25 protein-coding genes are annotated in these 24,166 nt (G+C 64.7%); 7 read left to right on the forward strand and 18 right to left on the reverse strand.

Annotated elements, in window-relative coordinates:
• Window positions 1-21: 21 nt before the first annotated feature.
• On the forward strand, window positions 22-753 hold the full coding sequence (gene bluB / locus P9273_RS15680; protein WP_278049718.1) for a 5,6-dimethylbenzimidazole synthase: 732 nt from the start codon (window positions 22-24) through the stop codon (window positions 751-753).
• An 11-nt stretch (window positions 754-764) separates the two neighbouring features.
• On the opposite strand, the gene P9273_RS15685 is transcribed toward bluB, so the two are convergent.
• Window positions 765-1,745 carry a hypothetical protein gene (locus P9273_RS15685; RefSeq protein ID WP_278049719.1) on the reverse strand — a complete coding sequence of 327 codons (981 nt, stop codon included), beginning with the start codon at window positions 1,743-1,745 and terminating at the stop codon, window positions 765-767.
• Between the two features lie 131 nt (window positions 1,746-1,876).
• The gene (locus P9273_RS15690; protein WP_278049720.1) at window positions 1,877-2,470 is read right to left on the reverse strand and encodes a TetR/AcrR family transcriptional regulator; all 594 of its coding nucleotides are present in this window, start codon (window positions 2,468-2,470) and stop codon (window positions 1,877-1,879) included.
• Window positions 2,471-2,590: 120 nt separating this feature from the next.
• On the opposite strand from P9273_RS15690, the gene P9273_RS15695 reads away from it, so the two are divergent.
• The gene (locus P9273_RS15695) at window positions 2,591-3,811 is read left to right on the forward strand and encodes an MFS transporter (RefSeq protein WP_278049721.1); all 1,221 of its coding nucleotides are present in this window, start codon (window positions 2,591-2,593) and stop codon (window positions 3,809-3,811) included.
• Window positions 3,812-3,839: 28 nt separating this feature from the next.
• Here the strand turns inward: P9273_RS15695 and P9273_RS15700 are convergent, their stop codons facing one another.
• The 3 genes from P9273_RS15700 to aroC all read right to left on the reverse strand — a co-directional run bounded on the left by P9273_RS15700 (window position 3,840) and on the right by aroC (window position 6,755).
• A complete protein-coding gene (locus P9273_RS15700; protein WP_442920225.1) occupies window positions 3,840-4,337 on the reverse strand; it encodes a GNAT family N-acetyltransferase in 498 nt (165 codons plus the stop codon).
• 71 nt (window positions 4,338-4,408) lie between these two features.
• The gene (gene ribB / locus P9273_RS15705; protein WP_041002434.1) at window positions 4,409-5,509 is read right to left on the reverse strand and encodes a 3,4-dihydroxy-2-butanone-4-phosphate synthase; all 1,101 of its coding nucleotides are present in this window, start codon (window positions 5,507-5,509) and stop codon (window positions 4,409-4,411) included.
• Between the two features lie 136 nt (window positions 5,510-5,645).
• Complete coding sequence (aroC, locus tag P9273_RS15710) at window positions 5,646-6,755, reverse strand: chorismate synthase (protein ID WP_278049723.1); 1,110 nt, start codon at window positions 6,753-6,755, stop codon at window positions 5,646-5,648.
• Window positions 6,756-6,961: 206 nt separating this feature from the next.
• Here aroC and P9273_RS15715 point away from each other — a divergent pair, with 206 nt between their 5' ends.
• Window positions 6,962-7,225 (forward strand): DUF1344 domain-containing protein, encoded by a 264-nt coding sequence (locus P9273_RS15715; protein WP_041002438.1) that lies wholly within the window; start codon window positions 6,962-6,964, stop codon window positions 7,223-7,225.
• Between the two features lie 98 nt (window positions 7,226-7,323).
• On the opposite strand, the gene P9273_RS15720 is transcribed toward P9273_RS15715, so the two are convergent.
• From P9273_RS15720 to P9273_RS15735, 4 genes are all read right to left on the reverse strand, one after another.
• Window positions 7,324-7,911 (reverse strand): histidine phosphatase family protein, encoded by a 588-nt coding sequence (locus P9273_RS15720; RefSeq protein ID WP_278049725.1) that lies wholly within the window; start codon window positions 7,909-7,911, stop codon window positions 7,324-7,326.
• A gap of 55 nt (window positions 7,912-7,966) precedes the next feature.
• Window positions 7,967-8,785 carry an enoyl-ACP reductase FabI gene (gene fabI / locus P9273_RS15725; RefSeq protein ID WP_041002442.1) on the reverse strand — a complete coding sequence of 273 codons (819 nt, stop codon included), beginning with the start codon at window positions 8,783-8,785 and terminating at the stop codon, window positions 7,967-7,969.
• A 108-nt stretch (window positions 8,786-8,893) separates the two neighbouring features.
• Window positions 8,894-9,817, reverse strand: a complete 924-nt coding sequence (locus P9273_RS15730; RefSeq protein WP_278049726.1) for a J domain-containing protein — start codon at window positions 9,815-9,817, stop codon at window positions 8,894-8,896.
• A gap of 114 nt (window positions 9,818-9,931) precedes the next feature.
• On the reverse strand, window positions 9,932-10,396 hold the full coding sequence (locus P9273_RS15735) for an RT0821/Lpp0805 family surface protein (RefSeq protein ID WP_278049727.1): 465 nt from the start codon (window positions 10,394-10,396) through the stop codon (window positions 9,932-9,934).
• Here P9273_RS15735 and pdxH point away from each other — a divergent pair.
• The gene (gene pdxH, locus P9273_RS15740; protein WP_442920226.1) at window positions 10,332-11,054 is read left to right on the forward strand and encodes a pyridoxamine 5'-phosphate oxidase; all 723 of its coding nucleotides are present in this window, start codon (window positions 10,332-10,334) and stop codon (window positions 11,052-11,054) included. The genes P9273_RS15735 and pdxH overlap by 65 nt on opposite strands.
• An 18-nt stretch (window positions 11,055-11,072) precedes the next feature.
• Here pdxH and P9273_RS15745 read toward each other — a convergent pair whose 3' ends face one another.
• A complete protein-coding gene (locus P9273_RS15745) occupies window positions 11,073-12,107 on the reverse strand; it encodes a LacI family DNA-binding transcriptional regulator (protein WP_278049728.1) in 1,035 nt (344 codons plus the stop codon).
• Window positions 12,108-12,202: 95 nt separating this feature from the next.
• Between P9273_RS15745 and P9273_RS15750 the strand changes: the two genes are divergently transcribed.
• The gene (locus P9273_RS15750) at window positions 12,203-13,396 is read left to right on the forward strand and encodes a phytanoyl-CoA dioxygenase family protein (protein WP_278049729.1); all 1,194 of its coding nucleotides are present in this window, start codon (window positions 12,203-12,205) and stop codon (window positions 13,394-13,396) included.
• 51 nt (window positions 13,397-13,447) lie between these two features.
• Here the strand turns inward: P9273_RS15750 and P9273_RS15755 are convergent, their stop codons facing one another.
• Both P9273_RS15755 and P9273_RS15760 read right to left on the reverse strand, forming a co-directional pair.
• Window positions 13,448-14,200, reverse strand: a complete 753-nt coding sequence (locus P9273_RS15755) for a crotonase/enoyl-CoA hydratase family protein (protein WP_278049730.1) — start codon at window positions 14,198-14,200, stop codon at window positions 13,448-13,450.
• Between the two features lie 26 nt (window positions 14,201-14,226).
• Complete coding sequence (locus P9273_RS15760; RefSeq protein ID WP_278049731.1) at window positions 14,227-15,996, reverse strand: acyl-CoA dehydrogenase family protein; 1,770 nt, start codon at window positions 15,994-15,996, stop codon at window positions 14,227-14,229.
• A gap of 197 nt (window positions 15,997-16,193) precedes the next feature.
• Here P9273_RS15760 and P9273_RS15765 point away from each other — a divergent pair, with 197 nt between their 5' ends.
• Window positions 16,194-16,457, forward strand: coding sequence for a hypothetical protein (locus tag P9273_RS15765; RefSeq protein ID WP_278049732.1), 264 nt, complete (start codon window positions 16,194-16,196; stop codon window positions 16,455-16,457).
• Between the two features lie 132 nt (window positions 16,458-16,589).
• Complete coding sequence (locus tag P9273_RS15770; RefSeq protein WP_278049733.1) at window positions 16,590-16,931, forward strand: hypothetical protein; 342 nt, start codon at window positions 16,590-16,592, stop codon at window positions 16,929-16,931.
• A 90-nt stretch (window positions 16,932-17,021) separates the two neighbouring features.
• On the opposite strand, the gene P9273_RS15775 is transcribed toward P9273_RS15770, so the two are convergent.
• The 6 genes from P9273_RS15775 to P9273_RS15800 all read right to left on the reverse strand — a co-directional run bounded on the left by P9273_RS15775 (window position 17,022) and on the right by P9273_RS15800 (window position 23,922).
• Complete coding sequence (locus P9273_RS15775; protein ID WP_278049734.1) at window positions 17,022-18,629, reverse strand: FGGY-family carbohydrate kinase; 1,608 nt, start codon at window positions 18,627-18,629, stop codon at window positions 17,022-17,024.
• 119 nt (window positions 18,630-18,748) lie between these two features.
• Window positions 18,749-19,477: an SDR family oxidoreductase gene (locus P9273_RS15780; RefSeq protein WP_278049735.1), complete on the reverse strand. Its 729-nt coding sequence runs from the start codon at window positions 19,475-19,477 to the stop codon at window positions 18,749-18,751.
• Window positions 19,478-19,501: 24 nt separating this feature from the next.
• A complete protein-coding gene (locus P9273_RS15785) occupies window positions 19,502-20,758 on the reverse strand; it encodes a sugar ABC transporter permease (protein WP_041002457.1) in 1,257 nt (418 codons plus the stop codon).
• Window positions 20,755-21,591, reverse strand: coding sequence for an ATP-binding cassette domain-containing protein (locus P9273_RS15790; protein WP_278049736.1), 837 nt, complete (start codon window positions 21,589-21,591; stop codon window positions 20,755-20,757). The genes P9273_RS15785 and P9273_RS15790 overlap by 4 nt, the downstream gene beginning before the upstream one ends.
• A gap of 68 nt (window positions 21,592-21,659) precedes the next feature.
• Window positions 21,660-22,742 carry an ABC transporter substrate-binding protein gene (locus P9273_RS15795; RefSeq protein ID WP_278049737.1) on the reverse strand — a complete coding sequence of 361 codons (1,083 nt, stop codon included), beginning with the start codon at window positions 22,740-22,742 and terminating at the stop codon, window positions 21,660-21,662.
• Between the two features lie 295 nt (window positions 22,743-23,037).
• Window positions 23,038-23,922 (reverse strand): AraC family transcriptional regulator, encoded by an 885-nt coding sequence (locus P9273_RS15800; RefSeq protein ID WP_278049739.1) that lies wholly within the window; start codon window positions 23,920-23,922, stop codon window positions 23,038-23,040.
• Between the last annotated feature and the right edge of the window lie 244 nt (window positions 23,923-24,166).

Raw genomic sequence — 24,166 nt, forward strand, 5'->3', positions numbered from 1 at the left:
CTTGTCGCAAGGGGAAAAGCGATGACGGCAGCAGCGATCGCCGCGAGCGGCGACGACTTTGACCAATTGGCGCGCGACGCGGTCTACCGGGCTATGTTCACCAGGCGTGACGTGCGCAGCCATTTTGTCCCTGACGATCTCGACGACCATGTGCTGGCGCGCCTGCTCACCGCCGCGCATCACGCGCCGTCGGTGGGCTATATGCAGCCGTGGAATTTCATCGTCATCCGCGACATGGCAAGGCGGCGGCAGGTGCGCGACCTGTTCCTCGCCGCGCGCCACCAGGAACTACCGGCCATCGAGGCGGAGCGGCAGGCGCTGTACCGCAAGCTGAAGCTTGAAGGCATCTGCGAAAGCGCGCTTAACCTCTGCATCACCTGCGACCGGCAGCGCTCGAAGGACTCGCCGCTCGGGCGCTGGCACAATCCGGAGATGGATCTCTACAGCACCGTCTGCGCGGTGCAGAATTTCTGGCTAGCGGCACGCGCCGAGGGTGTCGGCGTCGGCTGGGTGAGCATCATCGAGACGGAGGCGCTGAAGCGGCTGTTGTCGATCCCCGAGCATGTCACGCCGATCGCCTATCTGTGCGTCGGCCGCGTCTCGCAATTCGCGCCGAAGCCGGACCTCGAGGCGCATGGTTGGGGCAAGCGTCTGCCGCTGCCCGAACTGGTGATGAGCGAGACTTTCAGCGGCGCAGGCGAGGCGCCGCTGAAATCGGCGATCGCAAGGCTTGGCGGCGCGCCGAAGCTCTGACCAGGCCCCGATCAAGCAGCCCGGGGCGTATCCCAGCGCGAGCCGCCGAAGGAGCCCAGCGCCTTGTCGCGCAGTTCCCTGAATTTGGACGAGGCCTCGGCGAGCCGGCGGTCCCATTCTGGATTGGGCGCCTGCCCCTCGATCGCCTCAAAATAGACCTGCATCAAGGACGCGATTGCAAAAGGCTCGATGAAGGCGGCCTTGAAGGCCCAGGCAAAGACGATGGCAAGCACGAAGGCCCAGCCGGCCAATTGTCCGGGCATGACCCAGAGGATCGCGGCGGCGGGCGCCAGCATCAACAGGAAGATGACGAAGGACACGCCCCACATGATCACCGCCAGCCAGACGGCATTCTTGACCATGTGCTTGCCATTCTGCGCATAGAGCACGACGCCTTGCCGCGCCGTCTCGAAAGGCGAGTTCGAATTGATGCGGATGTTGTAGCCGAGAATGATCTCGTCGACATAGGTCAGCGAGATGCGGATGACGGTGTTGATGAAGCTGACCAGCCCGCTCAAACCCGGAATGGGCAGGAAGGCGGCGATGCCGCCGATCAGGCCGGTGATGGCGCGGACGGCTCCCTTGACGAGCTGGTCGACGGCGAAAAGAATATTGGCCTCGGCGAAGCGCTGGGTGACCACTTCCTTCGCATAGGCTATCTGGCCCTGGCCGTCGGGAACGTCATGGCCGTCGATCAGATGCACCATGACGGCGATATGGCCCGCTTTCAGCACATAGAGGATGTATTCGCGGATCCAGTAGACGGCGATCGAGACGATGCCGAAGCCGACCACGCCGCCCCAAAGTGCGAAGGACATCGGGCCATCGGGATCGGTCGAGATGTGGCCGACGCCGTAGCCGACGCTGGCGCCCGTGCCGGTCGCCATGATGTAGGCAATCGTGATGCCGAAATAGACGATCATGCGAAAGACGATGAACGGCCATGTCCGCATCATGATGGACACCGACCGGCCGATGCTGAAATCCCACATGGCCCCGACTCTCCCACCCTTAGAGGATGGCCGGGGAGGATGCGCCCGTCCCGGCGATTGTCAATCACGGCAGGGTCGCGTAGGCCGGAAACCGGTGCACAACGTGGTGACTTGGTTACCCGAGCGTGGCCTCAAGGCTTTTTTCGCAAGCCCTCGAGCAGCTGCTTGAAGGCGGCGATCGCCTTCTTCGACGTCGCTTCGGGATCCTTGGAATTGGCGATGCGCTGCGCGGCCTGGCTGCTAGCGCCATTGATCAGCCGCGAGGCCGTCTCGGGATCGACGTCGGCGACGACCACACCCTCTTCCTGCAGCCTGGTCAGATGCTCGGTCATCGAGGCGGTGCATGCATTGGCGTTCGGCCACTGCGCCGGGTCTCCGAGCACCGCCGGGCCGTCACGGAACATGATGCGCTGGATTTCCGGCTCGAGCGCCATCTCGATATAGGTGGTGCATTCGTCGACGAAACGCTGCCAGCGGGTCGGCGCTTTCGACGCAACCTCGTTCACCCGCAACGCCATCTCGCCGTCGATCTCGGCGATCACCGCCTGCAGCAGCCCCTTCTTGTCGCCGAAATGATGGTAGAGCGCGCCGCGTGTCAGGCCGGCCGAGGCGGTGAAATCGTCCATCGAGGCCTCGGCATAGCCGATCGTGCCGAAGGCGTGGCGGGCAGCCGCGATCAGCTTGGCACGCGTCTCGGCAATCATCTCCTTACGCGGTTTGTGCATGGCTCTGGACCTATTCACATACGTCTCGTATGCCAATTGACATACGCGACGTATGAATTATCTGACATTCATACGCCTCGTATGTAATTGTGGTATACACCCTTGTCGAGGAGCAGGATCATGCGAAACCCCTATGCAGAAATCTTCCGGGCTCCCGGCACAAAAGGCTTCGCCGTGGCCGCCTTCATCGCGCGCTTGCCGATCGCCATGGCGCCGATCGGCATCGTGGCGATGCTGTCGCAGACGCATGGCGAATATTGGCTCGCCGGCGCGGTCTCCGCGACCTATGCGCTGGTCAATGCTTTCCTGTCGCCGCAGGTGTCGCGGCTGGTCGACCGGCGCGGCCAGACGGCGATTGCCGCGCCGACGACGCTGGTTTCGGTGCTTGCCTTCGCGGCATTGATCGTCGCGGCCAACCAGCACTGGCCGGCATGGACCTTGTTCCTGTCCGCCCTGCTTGCCGCCGCCATGCCCAGCATTCCGGCGCTGGTCAGAGCGCGCTGGACGGAGATCTTCCGCGACCGGCCGGAGCTCAACACGGCCTTCGCCTTCGAATCGGCCGCGGACGAACTGGTCTATGTCGCCGGCGCCTCGCTGTCGGTGGGCCTGAGTGCGGCGCTGTTCCCGGAAGCCGGCATGGTGGTCAGCACATTGCTGCTCGCGCTCGGCTCCGCGGCATTCCTTTTGCAGCGCTCGTCCGAACCGCCAGTCCGCCCCACCGAGCATGGCGTGGCCGGTTCGGCGATCCGACTGCGACCGGTGCAGATCATCACCTTCGCGCTGATCTTCGTCGGCGCGACCTTCGCCACCACGGAAGTCACCACGGTTGCCATCACCAAGGCGCTCGGCCAGCCGGAGGCGGCAAGCCTGGTCATCGGCGTCTATGCGCTTGGCTCCTTCGTGCTCGGCATCATCGTCGGCGCGCTCAGCCTTAAGGCGCCGCTGCAGCGGCAACTGGCGGCTGCGGTCACCGTTATCGCGCTCACCACCTTGCCGCTGCTCTTTGCCGACACGGTGCCGACGCTGGCGCTCGCGGTCTTCGTCAGCGGCGTCGCGATCTCGCCGACCTTCATCACCGCTTTCGGCCTGATCGAACGCCACGTGCCGCCGGCCATGCTCACCGAAGGTGTCACCTGGGTGACGACCGGCATCGGGATCGGCATGGCGCTGGGCTCCTTCGCCGCCGGCTGGATGGTCGACACTTTCGGTCCGCAGAACGGGTTCTGGGTATCGGTGGCGTCCGGCGCGATCGCATTGGCGACCGTACTTGCGGGCCAATGCCGGCTGGCAACAAACGATTGCGCCGTGGATCGCGACGAAGCGGTCGCCCCGGCGGAATGATCGAATATGCCCGGCGAAGCGCCGGGCGTCAGGCCTGTTGTCGCCCCGGATAGCTCGCCGCCGTGACGACGAAGAGCGCCGTCGGCGCGCCATGCAGCACCACGTCACTTTCGAAGGTGAAGCCACATTTCTCCAGCACACGGCGCGAGGCCGGATTTGCGGGCCGCGCCAAAGCGATCACGCGTTTCGTCTCCAAGGTCACGAATGCCGCGCGCAACGCTTCCATGACCAGTTCGGTGGCATAGCCGCGCCCCCAACTGTTGGGATGGAGGTGATACGAAAGGTTCAGGCCTTGGAAGTCGTTCGAGACGGTGACGCCACCGAAGCCGATCAGTCCGCCATCCGCCTCGACCGCCCAGCGGCCGAAACCGTGCCCGTCCCAGTGATCGATGTCGCGGGAAAGCCGAGCGGCGCTCTGCTGCGGCGAGTCGGGTGTCGGATCGGGGCGATGCGCGACCAGCTCGGGCCGCGAAAACAGATCGGCCAGAAAATCGAGATCAGTCTGCCGCGGCTTTCGCAACAGCAATCGTTCGGTCCGCTGACGGGGAGGTAGCGGCCCACTCACCCTCTGTTCTCCGGCGAGTTTCGATCAGCCCGTCAGAGAATTTCCGTTTTGGCGATATGGATGCCGAACCCTTCGAGGCCGACATAGTGGCGCTCGCGGGAGGCGATCAGGTTGATCGAGGAAATGCCGAGATCCCTGAGGATCTGGGCCCCAAGGCCGATCTCGCGCCATTCGTTCTCGCGGCGGCGCGCTTCCTCATGATCCTCGTGGTCACCGCTCTGCGGCCGCTTGCGTTCCTGATGGGCGACGCCGACCGAACCCTCGCGGAGATAGACGATGACGCCGCGCTTGCGCTCACCCATCGCCTTCATGATGCCGTCGAGCCGGTGGCTGGTGCCGAAGACGTCGGTGACGACATCTTCCGAATGCAGGCGCACCGGCACTTCCTCGCCGTCGCGGATGTCGCCGAAGACGACGGCGAGGTGGTGCATGGAATCCCAGGGCAGCGTGTAGGTGAAGGCCTGCGCCTTGCCGCCGGGCGTGTCGATGTCGGAGCAGGCGACGCGCTCGACCAGCGTTTCCTTGCGCTGGCGGTAGGCGATGAGGTCGGCGACCGAGACCTGCTTCAGCCCATGTTCCTCGGCGAAAGCCTGCACTTCCGGCCCGCGCTTGACCGTGCCGTCGTCGTTGACCAGTTCGGAGATGACGCCGACCGGCGGCAGGCCCGCAAGCTTGCAGAGATCGACCGCGGCCTCGGTGTGGCCGGAGCGCATCAAGACGCCGCCTTCGCGCGCGATCAGCGGGAAGATGTGGCCGGGCCGCACGAAATCCGACGGGCCGACATTGCCGTTGGCGAGGTTGCGCACGGTGAGCGTGCGGTCGTCGGCGGAAATGCCGGTCGTGGTGCCATGCTTGAAATCGACGCTGACGGTGAAGGCGGTGGTGTGGGCGGAATCATTGTCCGCCACCATCGGCGCGAGGTTCAGGCGCCTGGCATCCTCGCGCAGCATCGGCGTGCAGACGATGCCGGAGGTGTTGCGCACGATGAAGGCCATCTTCTCCGGCGTGCAATGCACGGCGGCGACGATCAGGTCGCCCTCGTTCTCGCGCCCGTCATCGTCCATGACGACGACGATCTCGCCGCGCTCGAAGGCGCGGATCGCTTCGACGATCTTCTTCTGGTCGTAAGGCATGGGCGCTCGCTTTGCTCGCAAGGGAGTAGGGGAATAGGGCAGTAAGGGAGTAGGGGAAAGGAAAAAGTTTGGTGGCCTGCGGGCGGCAGCATTAACCTACTGCCCTACTGCCCTACTGCCCTACTGCCCTACTCCCTTACTCCCCTACTCCCTTCCCCGTCTGTCCTCTGTGCCGCAGATAATGATCGGCGATCGCACAGGCAACCATGGCCTCGCCGATCGGCACGGCGCGGATGCCGACGCACGGGTCGTGGCGGCCCTTGGTCATCACCTCGACATCCTTGCCGTCCTTGTCGATCGACTGGCGCGGGGTCAGGATCGAGGAGGTCGGCTTGACGGCGAAGCGGGCGACGATCGGCTGTCCGGTCGAGATGCCGCCGAGGATGCCGCCGGCATTGTTGGACAGGAATACTGGCTTGCCGTCATTGCCCATGCGCATCTCGTCGGCGTTCTGTTCGCCGGTGATGTGGGCGGCCTCGAAGCCGTTGCCGATCTCGACGCCCTTGACGGCGTTGATCGACATCAGGCCCGAGGCGATATCCTGGTCGAGCTTGGCGTAGATCGGCGCGCCGAGACCCGCCGGCACGCCGTCGGCGACGATCTCGATCACCGCGCCGACCGAGGAACCGGCCTTGCGGATGCCGTCGAGATAGGCGGTGAAGACCGGAACGGAAGCCGGATCGGGGGTGAAGAACGGGTTTTCGGCGTCGCCGACGAAATTCCAGTTCCAGTTGGTGCGGTCGATCGATTTCTCGCCCATCGAGACCAGCGCGCCACGCACCGTCAGGCCGGGCACAACCTTACGCGCCAACGCGCCGGCCGCCACACGTGCCGCCGTCTCGCGCGCCGAGGAGCGGCCGCCGCCGCGATGGTCGCGCAGGCCATATTTGACGTCATAGGTGTAGTCGGCATGGCCCGGCCGGTACTGGCGGGCGATCTCGCCGTAATCCTTGGAACGCTGGTCGACATTCTCGATCAGCATCGACACCGGCGTGCCGGTGGTGATCATCGTCTCGCCGTCCTCGTCGAGGATGAAGCCGGACAGGATCTTGACCTCGTCGGGCTCGCGGCGCTGGGTGACGAAGCGCGACTGTCCGGGGCGGCGGCGGTCGAGCTCGGCCTGGATGTCCTCGCGCCTGAAGCGGATGCCGGGCGGGCAGCCGTCGATGACGCAGCCGAGCGCCGCGCCGTGGCTTTCACCCCAGGTGGTGACGCGGAAGAGATGGCCGAAGGTGTTGTGCGACATGCGATTACGCCCTGCCCCGGTGAGGGAACCCGGTTTAAGGCTGCCTTCTATTGGCGTTTTCCACAGTGGTCAAACGGTGATCGGATGCATCAAACTGTGATCTGGCGGATTTAGTTTTGACACATTCGGTTGGTTTCTGCTCTCTTCCCAACCGCCGTTGAGGACCCGCCGCTGACGAACCGGCGCAATGACCAAAGAGGACGACGATGCGTACCCTGATTGGCGCCGCCTGCGCCATGCTGCTGATTTCCACCGCCGCCGCGTTCGCCGGCCAGACCGAAGGCCTGATCAAGAAGGTCGACAAGGACACGCTGACGCTGACGCTGGACGACGGCAAGGCCTACAAGCTCAACGCCGAGACCGATATCGACTCGCTGAAGCCCGGCATGGACATCGTCATCGCCTATGACGTGACAAATGGCGAGAATGTCGTGACGGACATGCAATTGCCCGACAGCGACCAAAATTAATTTTCCAGCCACGGGCTGGAACGCTTAAGCTTCGTCATTCCAGGGCGACGCAAGGAGCGCAGCGACGCGCGCAGACCCTGGAATGACGAAGCTAACCTTCAAAGCCACTCCAAACTCCGGCCCTCCAGCCGCAGCAGGCGGTCCTGCGGGACGTCTAGGCTGGCAGCCTCCTGCTTGGAAATGCCGGTGACGAGGCGGAAGAAGCAGCGGATGACGCCGCCATGGGTGACGCAGACGGTCGGCTGGCGCAGCGCGTCGAACCACGGCTTTATCCGCTCGAGCAGCATTTCGTAGCTTTCGGCGCCCTCGCCGGGCGGCTGGAAATCCCACTTGGCGTGGCGGCGGCCGTCGGTTGAACCGGGGGCGCGTTCCTCGAGCTCGGCGAAGGTAAAACCCTGCCAGTCGCCGAAACTTATCTCCACCAGGCGCGCATCGGTTCGGTAGGCAGCGGGATCGAGCCCCATCGCTTCACGCATCAGCTCCATCGTCTCGCGCGTGCGCCGCATCGGGCTGGCGACAAAATCGAAACCGTCGGCCTTTCCGATGAGTTCGGCCAGCCGTCGGCCGTTGCGCCTCGCCTGCTCGCGGCCAAACGCATTCATGTCGGTGTCGGCCTGGCCCTGCAGGCGATGCTCGGCATTCCACTCGGTCTGGCCGTGGCGCGCGATGTAGACGAGCGGGTACATCAGATCTTCCGGAGGTCGGGCGAGGGCCTGGACGGAGGATAAGGGGAGGAGAGGACTATTCCTTGACGGTCGAGATATCCGGCGCGTCGACGGCTTTCATGCCGACGACATGATAGCCGGAATCGACGTGATGGACCTCGCCGGTCACGCCGCGCGACAGGTCCGACAGGAAGTAGACGCCGGAATCGCCGACCTCTTCCTGGGTGACCGTCTGCTTCAGCGGCGCGTTGTACTCGTTCCATTTCAGGATGTAGCGGAAGTCGCCGATGCCGGAGGCGGCGAGCGTCTTGATCGGGCCGGCGGAGATCGCGTTGACACGGATCTTCCTGGCGCCGAGGTCGACGGCGAGATAGCGCACGCTGGCCTCGAGCGCCGCCTTGGCGACGCCCATGACGTTGTAATGCGGCATCACCTTCTCGGCGCCGTAATAGGTCAGCGTCAACAGCGAGCCGCCTTCGCTCATCAGCGGCTCGGCGCGCTTGGCGATGGTGGTGAAGGAAAACACCGAGATGTCCATGGTGCGCAGGAAATTGTCGCGCGTCGTCTCGACATAACGGCCGGTGAGTTCGTCCTTGTCGGAGAAGGCGATGGCATGGACGAGGAAGTCGAGCTTGCCCCAGTGCTTGGCGATGTCGGCGAAAACGGCGTCGAGGCTTTCCGGATCGGTCACGTCGCAATGGCCCGCGACATGCGCGTTGAGCTCCGCCGCGAGAGGCTCGACGCGCTTCTTGAAGGCCTCGCCCTGATAGGTCAGGGCGATTTCGGCGCCGTGATCGACGCAAGCCTTGGCGATGCCGAAAGCGATCGACCGATTGTTGGCGACACCCAGGATCAGGCCCCGCTTACCGGCCATCAGGCCCTGTCCACCTGCCATGTGCAAGCTCTCCGCAAGAGTATCTGCTTTGTGGAGAGCCCTATCGCACAGGCACAAAGCCCCTTCAAGCGCCCAAAAGACACTGTAACAGGAACAAAATTCCCGCAATCAGCCTTTTCGGCGGCGCATCAGAGCCTCAAGCTCGGCATCGCCGCCTTCCGGCAGCATCAACCGCACATGGGCATAGAGATCGCCATGGCCGCCGGTCTTTTCCGGCAGGCCCCTGCCCTTGATGCGCAGCACCTTGTCAGAGCTCGACCATGCCGGAACGTTGACCGCGAGCTTGCCGGTCGGCGTCTCGACCGCCACCTTGGCGCCGAGCACGGCATCGGCCAGATCGACGGGCAGATCGACATGCAGGTCGCGCCCTTCGATGCGATAGCGCGGATGGCGGCGGATATGGATCTTGACCAGCGCGTCGCCCGGCTGGCCCGGACCCTGCTCGCCCTGGCCCTTCAGGCGGATGGTCTGGCCGTCTTCGACATAGGCCGGCAGCTTGACCGCCACCTTGCGGCCGTCGGGGAACATCGCCGTCACCTTATCAGCGGTGGCCGCCTCCTCGATGCTGATATCCATGGTGACGTTGAGATCGGCCGCCTGGATCGGCTGGCGGCGGTCGCCCCGGCCGCCGCGGGCGCCGGAAAAGGCTTCGCCGAAGATCTGGCTGAAGATGTCGCTGTTGCCGTCGAACGGATCGCCGCCCGGGCGCCCGGTGCGGAATTCGAAATGCGCGCCGCCCGGGCCCTGCTGACGGCGGAAACCCGCGAACGGGTCGCCACCGGCCGCGCCCTCGAAACCCTGAAATTTCGGCTTGCCGTCGGCGTCGATCTCGCCGCGATCATAGGCGGCGCGCGTCTTCTCGTCGCCGACGATCTCGTAAGCCTGGTTGGCGGCGGCAAAACGGTCCTTCGCCTTGGGATCATTCGGATTCTGGTCCGGATGATATTTCTTGGCGAGCTTGCGGTAAGCCGATTTTATGTCCTTGGCCGATGCGTTCTTGGCAACGCCCAGCACCTCATAGGGGTCGCGCATGCTTCCTGCCTGCAAGAGAGAATGGATTGTGGTCGCCCCCTATATGCGCTCGCATAGGAAGAAATTCCAGTAGCGCAAGGGCAATTAGCGCCCGAAATTCAAAGCGTCTTGAATTCAGAGCGCCTTGAATTCCTGCATGCGCCAGCCGCCGGCGCCGGCGAGGCAGAGCTCGCCCTTGTAGAGGGCAACGCCGTCGAAGCTCTCGCGCGTGGCGCTGAAACGGCGGCAGGTCAGGCCGCCATCCTTCAGTTCCACCAGTTCGGTGATCGCGCCGCGCGAGCCGGTGCCGGCATTGGCCCATGGCACCGGCTGGCCGCCGAGTTCCTTGATGTCGGCGGAGGAAACGGCGTTGCCGATGGTGGTCTGGTCGGAGTCCTTGTCGGCGGTCGCCGGAGCGGCAGACGAGGACGGCGTGCTGGAGGTGACGATCGAGCGGTCGACATCGATCTTTTCCAGGCTGAAGCCCCCGGCGCCGCAGCCGGCAAGGGAAAGGGCCGCCGTCACGACCATAGCCTTGACGCTGGCCGAAGCGATAACGCTCCATTGCCTGCTGTCAAAAGCTTGCGCGATACGCAACAATCGGCGAACTCCTCCCGCAACGGTAAAAATTCGGAAAACTATGAACGAAACTGAGTTAACAAGCGGTGACTTCACCGATGCCGGGGAGCCGTTCCGGCTCTTTGCCGCATGGCTGGAGGATGCCGGCAAAAGCGAGCCCAACGATCCCAACGGCGTGGCGCTGGCGACCGTCGACGCCGACGGCATGCCGGATGTACGGATGGTGCTGCTCAAGGGGTTCGACGAAAAGGGGTTTGTCTTCTACACGAATTTCGAGAGCGCCAAGGGCCGAGAGATTCTTGGCAGCATGAAGGCGGCGATGTGCTTCCACTGGAAATCGCTGCGCCGCCAGGTGCGGGTGCGCGGGCCGGTGGAGATCGTCAGCGACGCCGAGGCCGACGCCTATTATGCGACAAGGCCGCGCGGCAGCCGCATCGGCGCCTGGGCCTCGAAGCAATCGCGGCCGCTGGAGAGCCGCTTCGCGCTGGAGAAGGCGGTGGCGGAGTACACGGCGCGCTACGCTATTGGCGACATCCCGCGGCCGAAATACTGGTCGGGCTTCCGCATCCTGCCGCAGACGATCGAGTTTTGGCACGACAGGCCTTTCCGGCTGCATGACCGCGTTGTCTTTTCACGCAACGCCGAGGGCGGATGGGACAAGACGCGGCTCTATCCCTGAGGTAACGCGGGCGCTGCCCTACAGCCCTGCCGCCGTCTGCGGCAGGTTGAAAGGAGTGATGACCTGGATGTTGGCCATGCCGGAGACAGGCGATTTCGGCAGCAATCCGTGGGCGCGCATGATGTGCAGGCATGCGTTTCGCATGTCCTGGCCAAGATCGTGATGCAGCACGGCGCTGATGCGGCCGGCGCGCAGGAGCTCGAGATTGTCGGCGTCGAGGTCGTGACCGACGAAAGCGCGGCAGGGGCGGCCGAGCGAGGCGAAAGCATCGACGACCGCCCGGTTGCCGCCTCCGATCGAATAGACGCCGGCAACGTCGGCATGCTCCTGCAAGGCCGCCCGCGCGAGCATACCGGTGTTGCGGTCGAGGCCGTGGCCTTCGCTGACCTCGACGATGCCAAGCGCAGGATAGCGTTCGCGAAGCGCTTGCCTGAAACCCATCTCGCGCTCTTCCTCGCCGCGGAAACGGTTGCTGCTGATGGTCACGAGAATGCGTGCCGGACCGTCGCCGAGCCATTCGCCGAGAAGATAGGCCGCAGTCTCGCCCGCCGCCCGGTTGTCCACTCCGACATAGGCCTGCCGTCCGGTGTCGGGAAGGTCCGTCACCAACGTGACGACGGGAACCCCGGCGCCGACGAGCCGTGCGGTCGCGCCCCTCACCTCCGCGACATCGGGAGCCTTGAGGAACACGCCGTTGCTGCCGCGGCGCTGCAGCGCTTCGATGATCGCTACCGTATCGCCTACTCCGCGCGTCTCCGCGAAATGATACCGGGCACGAAATATCACCGGCTGCAGCGCCGGCATCGCCTGTTCCAAGCCCTGACGAACCGCCTCGCTAAAGCGCGACGGAGCCTCCATGACGACATCAAGGACGAATTTGCGGCCGGAAAGGCCGATCTGCTCGCGCTGCTTTTCGAGTTCGCCGATGGCCTGCCTGACGCGGCGGATGGTGTGCTCGCGAACACCCGGCCTTTCGTTGAGGACGCGATCGACGGTCGCGAGACTGAGCCCAGCCTGGAGGGCGATATCCTTGAGGAGAAACGAGCGGGACATCTTCTGAGGTGTTTTTGAGGTCTTTCAGAGGCAACGAGCACCCCAGATTGCGGTATACGGCAGCGAGAACCACGACGGCAACAGGAGGATGCGTCATGAAGGCCGACAACCTAGTCAAAATCAGGTCCGAGCGGGTCTGGCTGACGAAAGCTCAGTGCGACATCGAAGGTTTCCGGGCGATCGTCGGGCAAACGACCAACCCTGCCGATTACCCCTTCGCCGCGAGCGTCGAAAAGAACGTGCTGATCTATGACGGCGACGCAGTCCGCAAGGCGGCGACCGATCCCGAGACGCGAAAGGCACTGCTGGCGGAATGGGTCGAGGCGCTGACCGGCGGGCCGGGCGTCGTGGCTTTCAAGAAGGCGTTTGCCGATACGGCGCCGGTCGACATCGCAACAAGGCTGTTCAATGAGATGATCGCCGAGCAGCATGCGGCCGGCACGGGTGGCGGCGACCATTTCGCCAAGCCGGGCGCCAATGACCGCATCTGGAATGCGCTCGAAAAATTCTGCCTGCGTGACCCCGAAGCCTTCGCCGCCTACTACGGCAACGACATCATCGCGCTCATCTCGGAAGCCTGGCTCGGTCCAGCCTATCAGATGACGTCGCAGATCAACTCCGTGAACCCCGGCGGCGCGGCGCAATCGGCGCATCGCGACTATCATCTGGGCTTTCAAACGCCCGAAATCATCGAGCGCTACCCCGTGCATGTACACAGCATTTCGCCGGTGCTGACGCTGCAGGGAGCCGTCGCCCATTGCGACATGCCGCTGGAGAGCGGCCCGACGCTCTATCTCCCCTATTCGCAAGCCTATCTGCCGGGCTACCTCGCCACAGGCCTGCCGGAGTTCAGGGCATATTTCGCCAAACATCATGTGCAGCTTGCGCTGGAGAAGGGCGACGCGGCCTTCTTCAACCCGGCCCTGTTCCATGCCGCCGGCAACAACCGATCCGCCGACATCCGCCGCATGGCCAATCTGCTGCAGGTCTCGTCAGCCTATGGCCGCGCGATGGAAAGTGTCGACCGCACGAGGATGTGCCGCACACTCTACCCGGCGATTCAGAGGATGCTGGCCGCGGGCGCGATCTCGAAAGCTGAGGCCGCGAACGCGATCGCCTCGACCGCCGAAGGCTATTCCTTCCCGACCAATCTCGATCGCGATCCACCGATTGGCGGGCTGGCGCCGGAAACGCAGCAGGCGCTGTTTCATCGCGCGCTCGATGCCGGCTGGACATCGGAGGCTTTCGGCAAGGCGCTGGACGAACAGGCCGTCAAGAAGCTGACGTGATTCGGCCGGCGCCTGCTGCGGCGGGGCACCCTCGCCCCGCAGGCTTCTAGTCTATCCCTTCTTACGCGTCATGAAGGCCGTGAGCGCGCCGCGAGCCTCATCAGACTTCAGCCGCTCGCGGAAATGCTCGCTTTCGAGTTTGATGCGGGCGACCAATTCCTCGCGGGGCTCGCGCATCAGGTCGCGCGCGATCTTCAGCGCCTGCGGCGGCTTGGCGGCGATGCCGTTGGCGGCAGCTAGCACGGCGGCTTCCAGCGCGTCTTCCGCGACGACGTCATAGATCAGGCCGGCGACCTTGGCGCGCTCGGCCGAAAAGCCCTCGCCGAGGCCGAGCAGGGCGAAAGCGCCTTGGTGGCCGAGGAGCCGCGGCGCGATCAGGCTGGAGCCGGCCTCCGGCACCAGGCCGAGATCGACAAAGGGCGTGCGGAAGAGCGTGCGCGGCGTGGCGAAGGTCAAGTCGCAATGCAAATTGAGCGTGGTGCCGATGCCGACGGCGATGCCGTCGACGCCCGACACCATCGCCTTTTCAGCCTTGGCCAGCGCCATCAGGAAATCCCAGACCTCGTTGCCGCCTTCGCCGCCGGTGGCGATGACCAGGAAATCGGCTAGGTCATTGCCGGAAGAAAAGGCGCCCGGAACGCCGAGGAAGACGTGCACGCGGACCGCCGGATCGGCATCGCCTTCGGCGAGCGCCGCCGACATTTTCGCGTACATGGCGCGGGTCAGTGCGTTCTTCTTGTCAGGGCGGTTGATGCGGATGATCTGCACGGCGCCCTGGCGCTCGACGAGGATGTGGTCTGTCACGGTTGGTCCTTTGAACGTCAGGATGCTTAAGCAGAAACCAGCACCTTGCCTGCAGCGGTGAGGCTCTCGGCGCCGTCGATGACGCGCTCCTTCAAGGCGCGCGTCTCGCCGAGCAGGTTTTCGGCGAAGAAGCGGCAGAGCGGGATGCGACCGCGATCGGCGAGCCCCGCTTGCGCCAGATAGGCGCCGCCGGCGGCAAACGAGATCAGGCGCAGATAGGGCGTGGCGCCGGCCATCGCAGTGTCGGCCTTGCCCTCGGCCATCAGCTTCTGCAGGAAGCGTGTCGCCTCGTCGAGATCGGCCAGCGCGCGGTCGAGATTGTCGGCGGTGCGGCCGAAGCCGTCGATGTTGGAGGTGCGAACCGCATCGGCCGCCGCTTTCAACTCGCCGATATAGGAATGCACATGTTCGCCGCCGCCCAGCGCCAGCTTTCGCGCCACGAGGTCGATCGCTTGGATGCCGTTCGTGCCTTCATAGATCGGCGCGATGCGCGCGTCGCGGTAAAGGGCCGCGGCACCTGTCTCCTCGATGAAGCCCATGCCGCCATGAACCTGGACACCCAGCGAGGCGACCTCGACGCCGACATCGGTGGAGAAGGCTTTGGCGAGCGGCGTCAGCAGGCTGGCGCGGTCATGCCATTTGGCCCCTGCCTCGCCCTCGCCGACGCGCGCACGGTCGATCGCATGCGCGCAGGAATAACTGATCGAGCGCGCGATCTGGGTCAGCGCCTTCATGGTGAGCAGATTGCGCTGCACGTCCGGGTGATGGACGATCGGCGCCATGCCGGAGCCCGAATAATCCGAGGCCTTGCCCTGGCGGCGCTCATTGGCATAGGCGATCGCCTTTTGCGTGGCGGTCTCGGCGACGGCCACACCCTGCATGCCGACAGCGAGGCGGGCGTTGTTCATCATGGTGAACATGCAGGCCAGCCCCTTGTTTTCCTCGCCGATCAGCCAGCCGATGGCGCCGGGCGTCGCGCCCTGAAAACCGTCGCCATAGATCATGGTGCAGGTCGGCGAGGCGTGGATGCCGAGCTTGTGCTCCAGGCTCGAACAGAAGACGTCGTTACGGGCGCCGAGCGAGCCGTCGTCATTGACGAAGAACTTCGGCACCAGAAACAGCGAGATGCCGCGCGTGCCGGCGGGCGCGTCGGGCAACCTCGCCAGCACCAGATGCACGATGTTGTCGGTGAAATCGTGCTCGCCATAGGTGATGAAGATCTTCTGGCCGAAGATGCGATAGGTGCGGTCGCCGACCGGCTCGGCACGTGTACGCAAGGCCGCGAGGTCCGAGCCTGCCTGCGGCTCGGTCAGATTCATCGTGCCCATCCACTCGCCCGAGACGAGTTTTGCGAGGTATTTGGCCTTGAGTTCCTCGGAGGCGTGTTTGTCGAGCGCCTCGACCGCGCCCATGGTCAGCGTCGGGCCGATGCCGAAGGCCATGGCGGCGGAATTCCACATTTCGAGCGCGGCGACGCCGAGCATGCTCGGCAGGCCCTGGCCGCCGAATTCCTCAGGACCGGACAGCGCGTTCCAGCCGCCCTCGATCCAGCGCCGGTAAAGCTCCTTCCAGCCGGGCGGCGTGGTGACGGCCGCATCCTTCAGCACCGCGCCACGCTCGTCGCCGATCTTGTAGAGCGGAGCGATCTCCTCGCTGGCGAAGCGCCCGGCCTCGGCCAAGATCGCATTGACAATATCCTCGCCGAGATCGCCGAAAATGCCAGCGTCCAGTGCAGGCTTCAGCCCCGCTACGTGCTTGAGCGTAAAGGCGATGTCCTCGACCGGCGCGCGATACATGTCTGCTCCTCCTCCCTTCCGGCCAAACCTAGCGTCTGACCGAAGCGAAACCATGCGTCGATTTCGCGCCTTCTTTTTACGTAAACGTCAAACTTTGTCACGCGGATTTTGCATAGACTTCGTCATGGACGGGCGAGAGCGCAGCGGACGCGTAGACCCGAGGGGTAAGTGTCTCAGTTTGAAATTTGCACGTCCGCATGAGCGGTATCGCCTATGCCGCCGAACTCCCATATGCTCGCCATATGAGTGAACAAACCAACGCTTCTGGTGACGTTATCACTGCGCTCCTCCGCCAAGCGGCAGAGGCACGAATTGAAGCTGCCTCGGCTATGGTTGAGGCGCTGTCGACGGGCGACCCGGAAATCTGGGAACCAACTCCCGAGAAAATAGCGAAGTGGGAAGCCGAGTTGGATGAAGCGAAGGCCGAATTAGCGGATTTGACCAAAGCCAACCCGACCTAAACGCCAAAAGCGACGCACCGACGTGATCGGCAACGCCGTCCGCGTCATGCGCATTGCCACTCAAGAGGAAGCCGCCGACATTCCGTCAATCAGATAATCGCCACAAAAAAGCGGGGAGCGTAAGGCGAAGGGATGCGAGAGGAAGAACGGCGTTGTATCATCCGCTCACTGGTTGAATTCGATCGGTCGGTTGCCGAACTTGAAACGCTCCTAGCGCCGTTGCATTGGGACCATCCAAAACCGCTGGTCAGGCTAACCTACGACCACATTCGAAGCGTTCTCTTGCGCTTTCTGGCTGGGAAGCTTGGCGCCAAGGACGTCGAGGAATGGGCGGATCTTGTTGAATTGCGGGATGACATCGATTTCGCGGATGCGCGGACGCAAGAGGTGATCCACATGCTATCCACACCGCAAATCCACCTTCCTATCGACGGTCACCTTGCGCGGCTTCTCCTCTCGCCAAGTTCAAACTGACCCACTACGCAGGGCCGAAGGCACGTTGCCGCAGGCGCCGGCGCCCGATCCGTTCGAGGTTCCCTCGCTCTTCCGGCGCTGACACTCTACTCAACGTATGGTGCGACCCACCGCCTGGAGCGCCAGGAAGGCTTCGTAACGCTTATCGTGCCACGCCCGCATGGCGGCGCTCGCAGGTGTGAAAACGTCACCCAGCCGGGACATGGCAGGCATGGCGCTCGACAGGTCGGGATAGCTGCCGGCAGCGACAGCTCCGAGCATCGCAGCACCCAGCAGCACCGGTTCGGGGGACTGCGAAGCGGCGACCGCCAGGCCGGCGGCGTCGGCAAGCAGTTGGCGCACCAGCGACGATTGCCCGGCGCCGCCGCTGATGACGATGGTGTCGACGGCAAGACCGGACGACGCCATCGCCGCCACGATCTGACGCACGCCATAGCCGAGGCCGCAAAGCCCGGCCACGTAAAGGCCGACGAGACTTTCGACGGAACGGTCGGTGCCGAGCCCGGCGATCAGGCCGCGCGCATCGGGGTCGGCCAAAGGCGAACGATTGCCGAGGAATTCGGGCACGACATGAATGCTTCCCGCGAGCGTGGCGGCGGCCGACAGCTCGGGCGAACCCGCCGTGGCGGCAGCGGCGAGCCAATCGACCAGCGATTTGCCTTCGGCCGCGGCGCGCGTGGCAGCCTCGGCCGCGGCCGGATGAAAATGCACCAGCAGATCGATGGCCGCGCCGGCGGCCGACTGACCGCCCTCGCTCAGCCAGAGCCCCGGCACCATGGCGGAATAATAGGGCCCCCACACCCCCGGCACGAAGGCCGGGCCTTCGCTGCTTGCCATGGTGCAGGCCGAGGTGCCGAGCACATAGGCCATGCGCGAGGAGACGGTGCCGGCGTCGCCCGCGGCGCCCACGGTGCCGACGCCGCCGGCATGGGCGTCGATCAACCCGGCAGCGACAACCGTACCCGCGACCAGTCCCAATTCGGCGGCAGCCGCTTCCGTCAGACCGGCGCTCAGCGCCGTGCCGGGATCGACCACGTCGGTGCCGATGCGGGCAAAGCCTTCATCGGCGAGCTCGCCAAGGCCCACGGCATGGAAATAGCTTTCGTCCCAGCGCCGCTCGTGACCGAGATAGGTCCATTTGCAGGCGAGCGTGCAGACCGAACGGGCAAGGCTGCCCGTGGCGCGCCAGGTCAGATAGTCGGCGAGATCGAAGAAATGCCTCGCTCCGGCGAAGGTCCGGGGGAGATTTTCCTTCAGCCACAATAGCTTCGGCGTCTCCATTTCCGGCGAGATGACGCCGCCGACATAGTCGAGGACGGGATGCCTAAGGGCGTTGATGCGCCTGGTCTGGTCGAGGGCGCGGTGATCCATCCAGACGATGATGTTCCTGTCGCTGTCTCCCGAACGGCCGACCGGCAAGGGCTCGCCGTCGTTGCCGACCACCACAAGCGAACAGGTCGCATCGAAGCCGATGCCGCCGATCTCCCGGGGGTCGGCACCCGATTTCGCGACCGCCTCGCGCACACTGGCGCAGACCGCCTGCCAGATATCGCGGCTCGACTGCTCGGCGATCTCGCCGGGCTCGATGAAGAGCGCAATGTCGCGCTTGGCGGAAGCGAGCAGCTCGCCGCGCTCGTCAAAGACGCCGGCGCGCGCGCTGCCGGTGCCGACATCGATGCCGAGGAAGTGGGAAGGCATGGGAACCTCGAAGGTAGGGCAGTAGGCAGTAGGCAGTAGGCAGTAGGCAGTAGGAGATGGTCCGTGATGGCCGGAGGCAACAGCCTCTTCCCTATTCCCTACTGCCTGATTCCTACTGCCTAGAGATCATTGCTCTGCGGCAGGATCACCAGATCGCGAATGGTGATGTTTCTCGGCCGCGTCAGCATGAACAGGACGGCGTCGGCGACCTCGGTGGGCTGCATCAGCCCGCCGGCCGCCAGTTCGTCCTCGAGCTTCTGCTTCGGCCAATCGCTGATCAGCGCGGTCACCACCGGTCCGGGCGCGACGGCGCCGACACGCAGGCCGTGTTTGGCCACCTGCCGGCGCAGCGTATGGACGAAGGCCTGTATGGCATGTTTCGAGGCCGTGTAGACCGGCTCCCAGACGACAGGGACGAGGCCGGCGATCGAACTGGTCACGATGATGTCGCCGGTCTTGCGTCCGACCATATGCGGCAGCACCGCGTGCACCGAGCGGAACACCGCGTTGATGTTGAGGTTCAGCATGCGATCCCAGGCGTCGGGATCGCCGTTGAGGATCTCGCCGCCGACATAGGAGCCGGCATTGGCGTGGAAGATGTCGAGCTGGCCGGTCTTGTCGAGGATCGCAGGCATCATGGTCGCCACGCTGGGGGGGCTGGTGAGATCGACCACCAGCGGGATCGCGCCGTCGCCGAGCTCGGCGACGACCTCCTTCAGCCTGTCCTCCGCGCGGTCGACCAGCACGACGCGGGCGCCGGCGGCTAGCATCGCCCTGGCGCATTCGAGGCCGATGCCCGATGCCGCGCCGGTGACCGCGGCGACTTTTCCCGAAAGATTGTGAGCCATGTGTACCCTTCTCGTTTGAACTGTTCAGGCGCGGCCGTGCGAGGCACGGGAGCGGCGCGCGAGGGAGTCGACGATCACGGCGATGGCGAGAACGGCACCGGTGATCATGTAACGAAGCGACGAGGACAGATCGAGCAGCGTGAGCCCGCTGGCGATCGACTGGATGACGATGATGCCGAGCAGCGCGGAATAGGCGCTGCCGCGGCCGCCGAACAGGCTGGTGCCGCCGATGACCGCGGCCGCGATCGCATTCAGGTTCACGTCGCCGGTGCCGGCCTGCTGGCTTGCGGAAGCGAGCCGCGCGGCTGCAAGCACGCCGCCCAGCGCGGCAAAGAACGAGCACAGCGCGAAGGCGCTGAGATAGATGGCGCGCACCTTGATGCCGGCGCGCCGCGCCGCCTCGCGGTTGCCGCCGACAGCGGTCATCGAACGCCCCCATTTGGTCCGGGTCAGCGCATAGTTCATCGCCACGACGAGGCCGACGAACAGACCGAACATCCACGGGATGCCACGCGACTGATTGAGGTAGGCGACGATCAGCTCGAGGCCGATGGTGATGGCGGCGACGCGCAGGATGAGCCCGGCCACGGACGGCGTCGACAGGTTGGCTGCGCGGCGGCGCGCGAAGGTGCGGAGCCCGCTGACCAGCATCGCCAGGCCCGGGATCGCCGCCAGTGTGTGCGAGACCCATTTCGGCATCACCATCAACTGGCCGAAATCCACCAGCGCTGAGCCGTATGGCAGGTTGATCGAGCCGGTCGAGCCGAGGATGTAGAGCTGCATGCCCAGCACCGCGAGCAGGCCGGCCAGCGTCGAAACGAAGCTCGGCATGCCGAGCCGGTTGAAGAGCAGCGCATAGAGCGAGCCGATCAGGGCGCCGAAGGCCAACGCTGCGAGGATTGCGAGCGCGACCGGCCAGCCCTGATTGACCCAGAGCGTGCCGACCATCGCCGAAGCGAAGCCGCTGATCGAGCCGACGGAGAGATCGATCTCGCCGACCATCAGCACGCAGACGATGCCGAGCGCGATGACGCCAACGGTCGAGCAGTCGAACAGGAGATTGACCAGATTGCTGCTGGACACGAACACCGGGTTGAGGCTGGTGAAGACGGTCCAGATCACCACGAGGCCGACGATGACCGGCAGCGAGCCCAGATCGCCGCTGCGCACGCGATCGAGGAAGGCGCGGACCGCTCCGCCGATGCCGGCTTCATGCCTCACGCGCGCATCGGCACGGTCGAGCGCCAGCGGGGCGGAGGCGCTTTGCTTGAGGTTCGTCATGGGCGTTGCTCCCCGGCCTGTGCGCTGCCGCTATGATCGCGCTCCGCCCGCAGGCGCTCGGCTCGACGCGACACCGCGTTGTTGGACGCGCCGGTGATGGCGCTCACCAGATCCTGGTTCGACGCGTCGGGCTCGAAGACGCCGTTGTTGCGCCCCAGCCTGAGCACCACGATGCGGTCGGCGACGGCGCGGACATCTTCCATGTTGTGGCTGATCATCACGACGCCCAGGCCGCGGGCGCGGACGCGGTCGATCAGGTTGAGCACCTCAGCCGTCTGGGCGACGCCGAGGGCCGCGGTCGGCTCGTCGAGCAGGATGAGTTTCGGCTCGAGCAGCAGCGAGCGCGCGATGGCGACCGTCTGGCGCTGGCCGCCGGACAACGAGGCGACCGCCTCGCGCACGCTCGGGATGCGCGCCGACAATTCGTTGAGCAGCGTCCAGGCGCGCATCTCCATCGCCACTTCGTCCAGCCGCAGCGGACTGAGCTCGTTGCCAAGAAAAATGTTGGCGACGACGTCGAGGTTCTCGCAGAGCGCGAGGTCCTGGAAGACCGTGGCGATGCCGAGCGTCAGCGCTGCGCGCGGGTCGGGCAGCGTGACCGGCCTGCCGCGGAAATTGATCGTTCCCGAGCTCGGCTGGTGCACGCCGGCCAGGATCTTGACCAGCGTCGACTTGCCCGCGCCATTGTCGCCGACCAGGGCTACGACCTCGCCGGCATGGACGTCGAAATCGATATCGGTCAGCGCCGAGACGGCGCCGAAATTCTTCGATATGCCGCGCAGGCTGAGCACCAGCTCGCCGACGGAGGCCGACCTTTCAGGACTCTCGCTCATGCACCGCCTTTCTTGACAGTCGTTCCATGGACATCCGGCCGCCCGACGGGCGGCCGGATGTCCTATGATCAGTTGATGATGCCGAGCTTTTTGCAGCCCTCGACATAACGGTCGACGCAGAGTTCCGCGGCCGTGTTGATTTTCTTGTCGATGATCTCGGCCTTGAGGTTCTCCTGCGTCACCACCGCAGGCGTGAAGAGTTGCGAGGGCGTGTCGTAGAGCGTCATCTCGGCCTTCGGCTTCTCGCCCGACAACAGTTTGATGGCGACGTTGGCCGCGGCGGCCGCAACGATCTCGCTCGGCTTGGAGATGGTGTTGTACTGGTCGCCGGCAATGATCAGCTGCAGGGCAGCGATGGTCGCGTCGTTACCGGTCACCGGCGGAACCGGATCGACGCCGGCCGCCTTGAAGGCCGCGATCGCGCCGCCGCCGGTGCCGTCATTGGCGGCGACGACGCCGAGGATCTTGGTGCCGAAGCGGGTGATCTGGCCGCTCGCCCATTGCTGGGCCTTCGGTGGCGCCCATTCCGGTGTGTCGAACTCGGCCAGGATCGGGTAGCCGCTGTTGTCGAGGCCCTCATGGATACCCTTCTTGATCAGGCCGGCGGCGGCATCGGTCGGCGAGCCGTTGATCTGCAGCAGGCCGCCGTTGGCCGGATCGACCTTGAGTGCCTTCAGATGCTCGACCAGCGAGTCGGCGATCGCCTTGCCGATGCCTTCATTGTTGAAGGACACATAGAAATCGGCGGGCGCCGTCGGGATTGGCCGGTCATAGGCGATGACCTTGACGCCCTGGCTTTGCGCGAGCTTCACCAGCGAGGCGGCGGCGGTGGAATCGACCGGGTCGAGCACGATGGCCTTGGCGCCCTGCGAGATTGCCGAATTGAACTGCTGCTGCTGGCGCGCGGCATCGGCATCGGCGTTCTGGTAGATCACCTTGCAGCCCGGGCAGAGCTTCTTCATCTCGGCGACGAAGCCGGGATAATCGTGCTGCTCGTAGCGGGTGGATGCCTGGTCGGGCATCAGGAAGGCAACCGTGGCGTCGGTGACCGTGTCGGCGAACGCCGCGGTGCTGCCGAGCAGCGAGACCGCGAAAACGGCCGCGATTGTCGACTTCAAGGCAAACGGCGATTTCCAAGCATGTCTGGTCATTCGAATGTCTCCGTTTCGAGAAATGGTTTCACGAGGACCCGCGCGGTGGACAACGCGCCAGGCCTTGACTGCATGTCGAACCTGTTGAAAGGAGTATGATGGCAGCTGAGGATCATTAGATCCCGATAACCACGCAGACATCCTCCCGAACGTGCTGGATTTCGGCAAACGAACCCCAGCACAGGGTGCCCTGCACCCCGCGTCTTTCCTTCCCTGAGTGTTTCTTTGTTTGATGCATTTCCGGACGAAAATTCTTCAGACCGGAATGCTTTAGGCTCCTCCCGCTTCCTCCCTGTTAGGCGGCAATCTCCGCGTTGATGTTCTCAGCCAGCAAGGCCCTGAAGCGCGAAGGCGACATGCCTTTCTGCGCCAGGAACTGGCGATTGAAATTCGAGATGTTGTTGTAGCCGGCGGCGTAGCAGATCTCGGTGATGGACATCTGTGCCTCGCTCATCAAGAGCTGGCAGGCGAGGTTGATACGCAGCCGGTTGACATACTGCACCAGCGCCATGCCGGTGTGGCGGCGGAAGCTGCGCGAGAAGGCGCTCGGGCTGCGCCCGGCGATCTCGGCGAGTGTGCCTTCGCTGAAGGGCTCGGTCAGGTGGCAATTGATATAGGCGAGCGCCTGGTTGATGCCGGCCGACATGAAACCCGAAGGGTCGGGCAGATAGCCGGCGCTGGCCAGGGTGCGGACGTCGCTGGCGCGGTTCAAAATATCAAGCACGGCCATGAACAGCGCCAGGCGGCGCACGCCTTGCGCCTCGGTCAGTTCCGCCAGCAGGGGCGCGGCGAGCTCGGCGGTCGCCGGCGAGAACAGCGCGCCGCGGCGGCTGGTTTCGAGGATGCCCGCGCAGGCGGCAAGCTCGGGCAAGGCGGCGGAAGCGCCGGCGATGAATTCTTCCGAGAACTGGACGACGCGACCGCGCAGCGGCACGGTCTCGCCCGGCGGCACGTCGCTGACCCAGTTGTGCGGCAGATTAGGCCCCGTGAGCACCAGATTGCCCGGCTCGAACTCGCCGATGAAGTCGCCGACGAAATAACGGCCGGTGGTGGCGACGACCAGATGCAGCTCGTATTCGGGATGGAAGTGCCAGCGGACAGTGCGGAAAGGATAGCCGTGGGCCCAGGCCTTGAACGACTCTCCCTGTCTGATCTGGACGACTTCCAGGTCCGGATTCATGTTCGTTTTCCTCCCGCGCGGGTCCGGTCTTGTGATCGGTTGCTGCGCTTCGTTCGGCGGACCCGTGTATTCCCACTGGCCGCCGCGATTGAAAGCTTAGGCGGCAATTGAAGCGCCTGCCACCACGGCTTGTCCACCCGACCGATACTTTTTTGACGTTTTGGAGCAGACCGGAGCAAGCCGATGTTGTGAAGCACTTCCTTAACCATAGCGGTTCAGGATCGCCCTCTGGTCAGTGGGGACA

Source organism: Mesorhizobium sp. WSM4935 (assembly GCF_029625735.1).
Classification (GTDB): domain Bacteria; phylum Pseudomonadota; class Alphaproteobacteria; order Rhizobiales; family Rhizobiaceae; genus Mesorhizobium.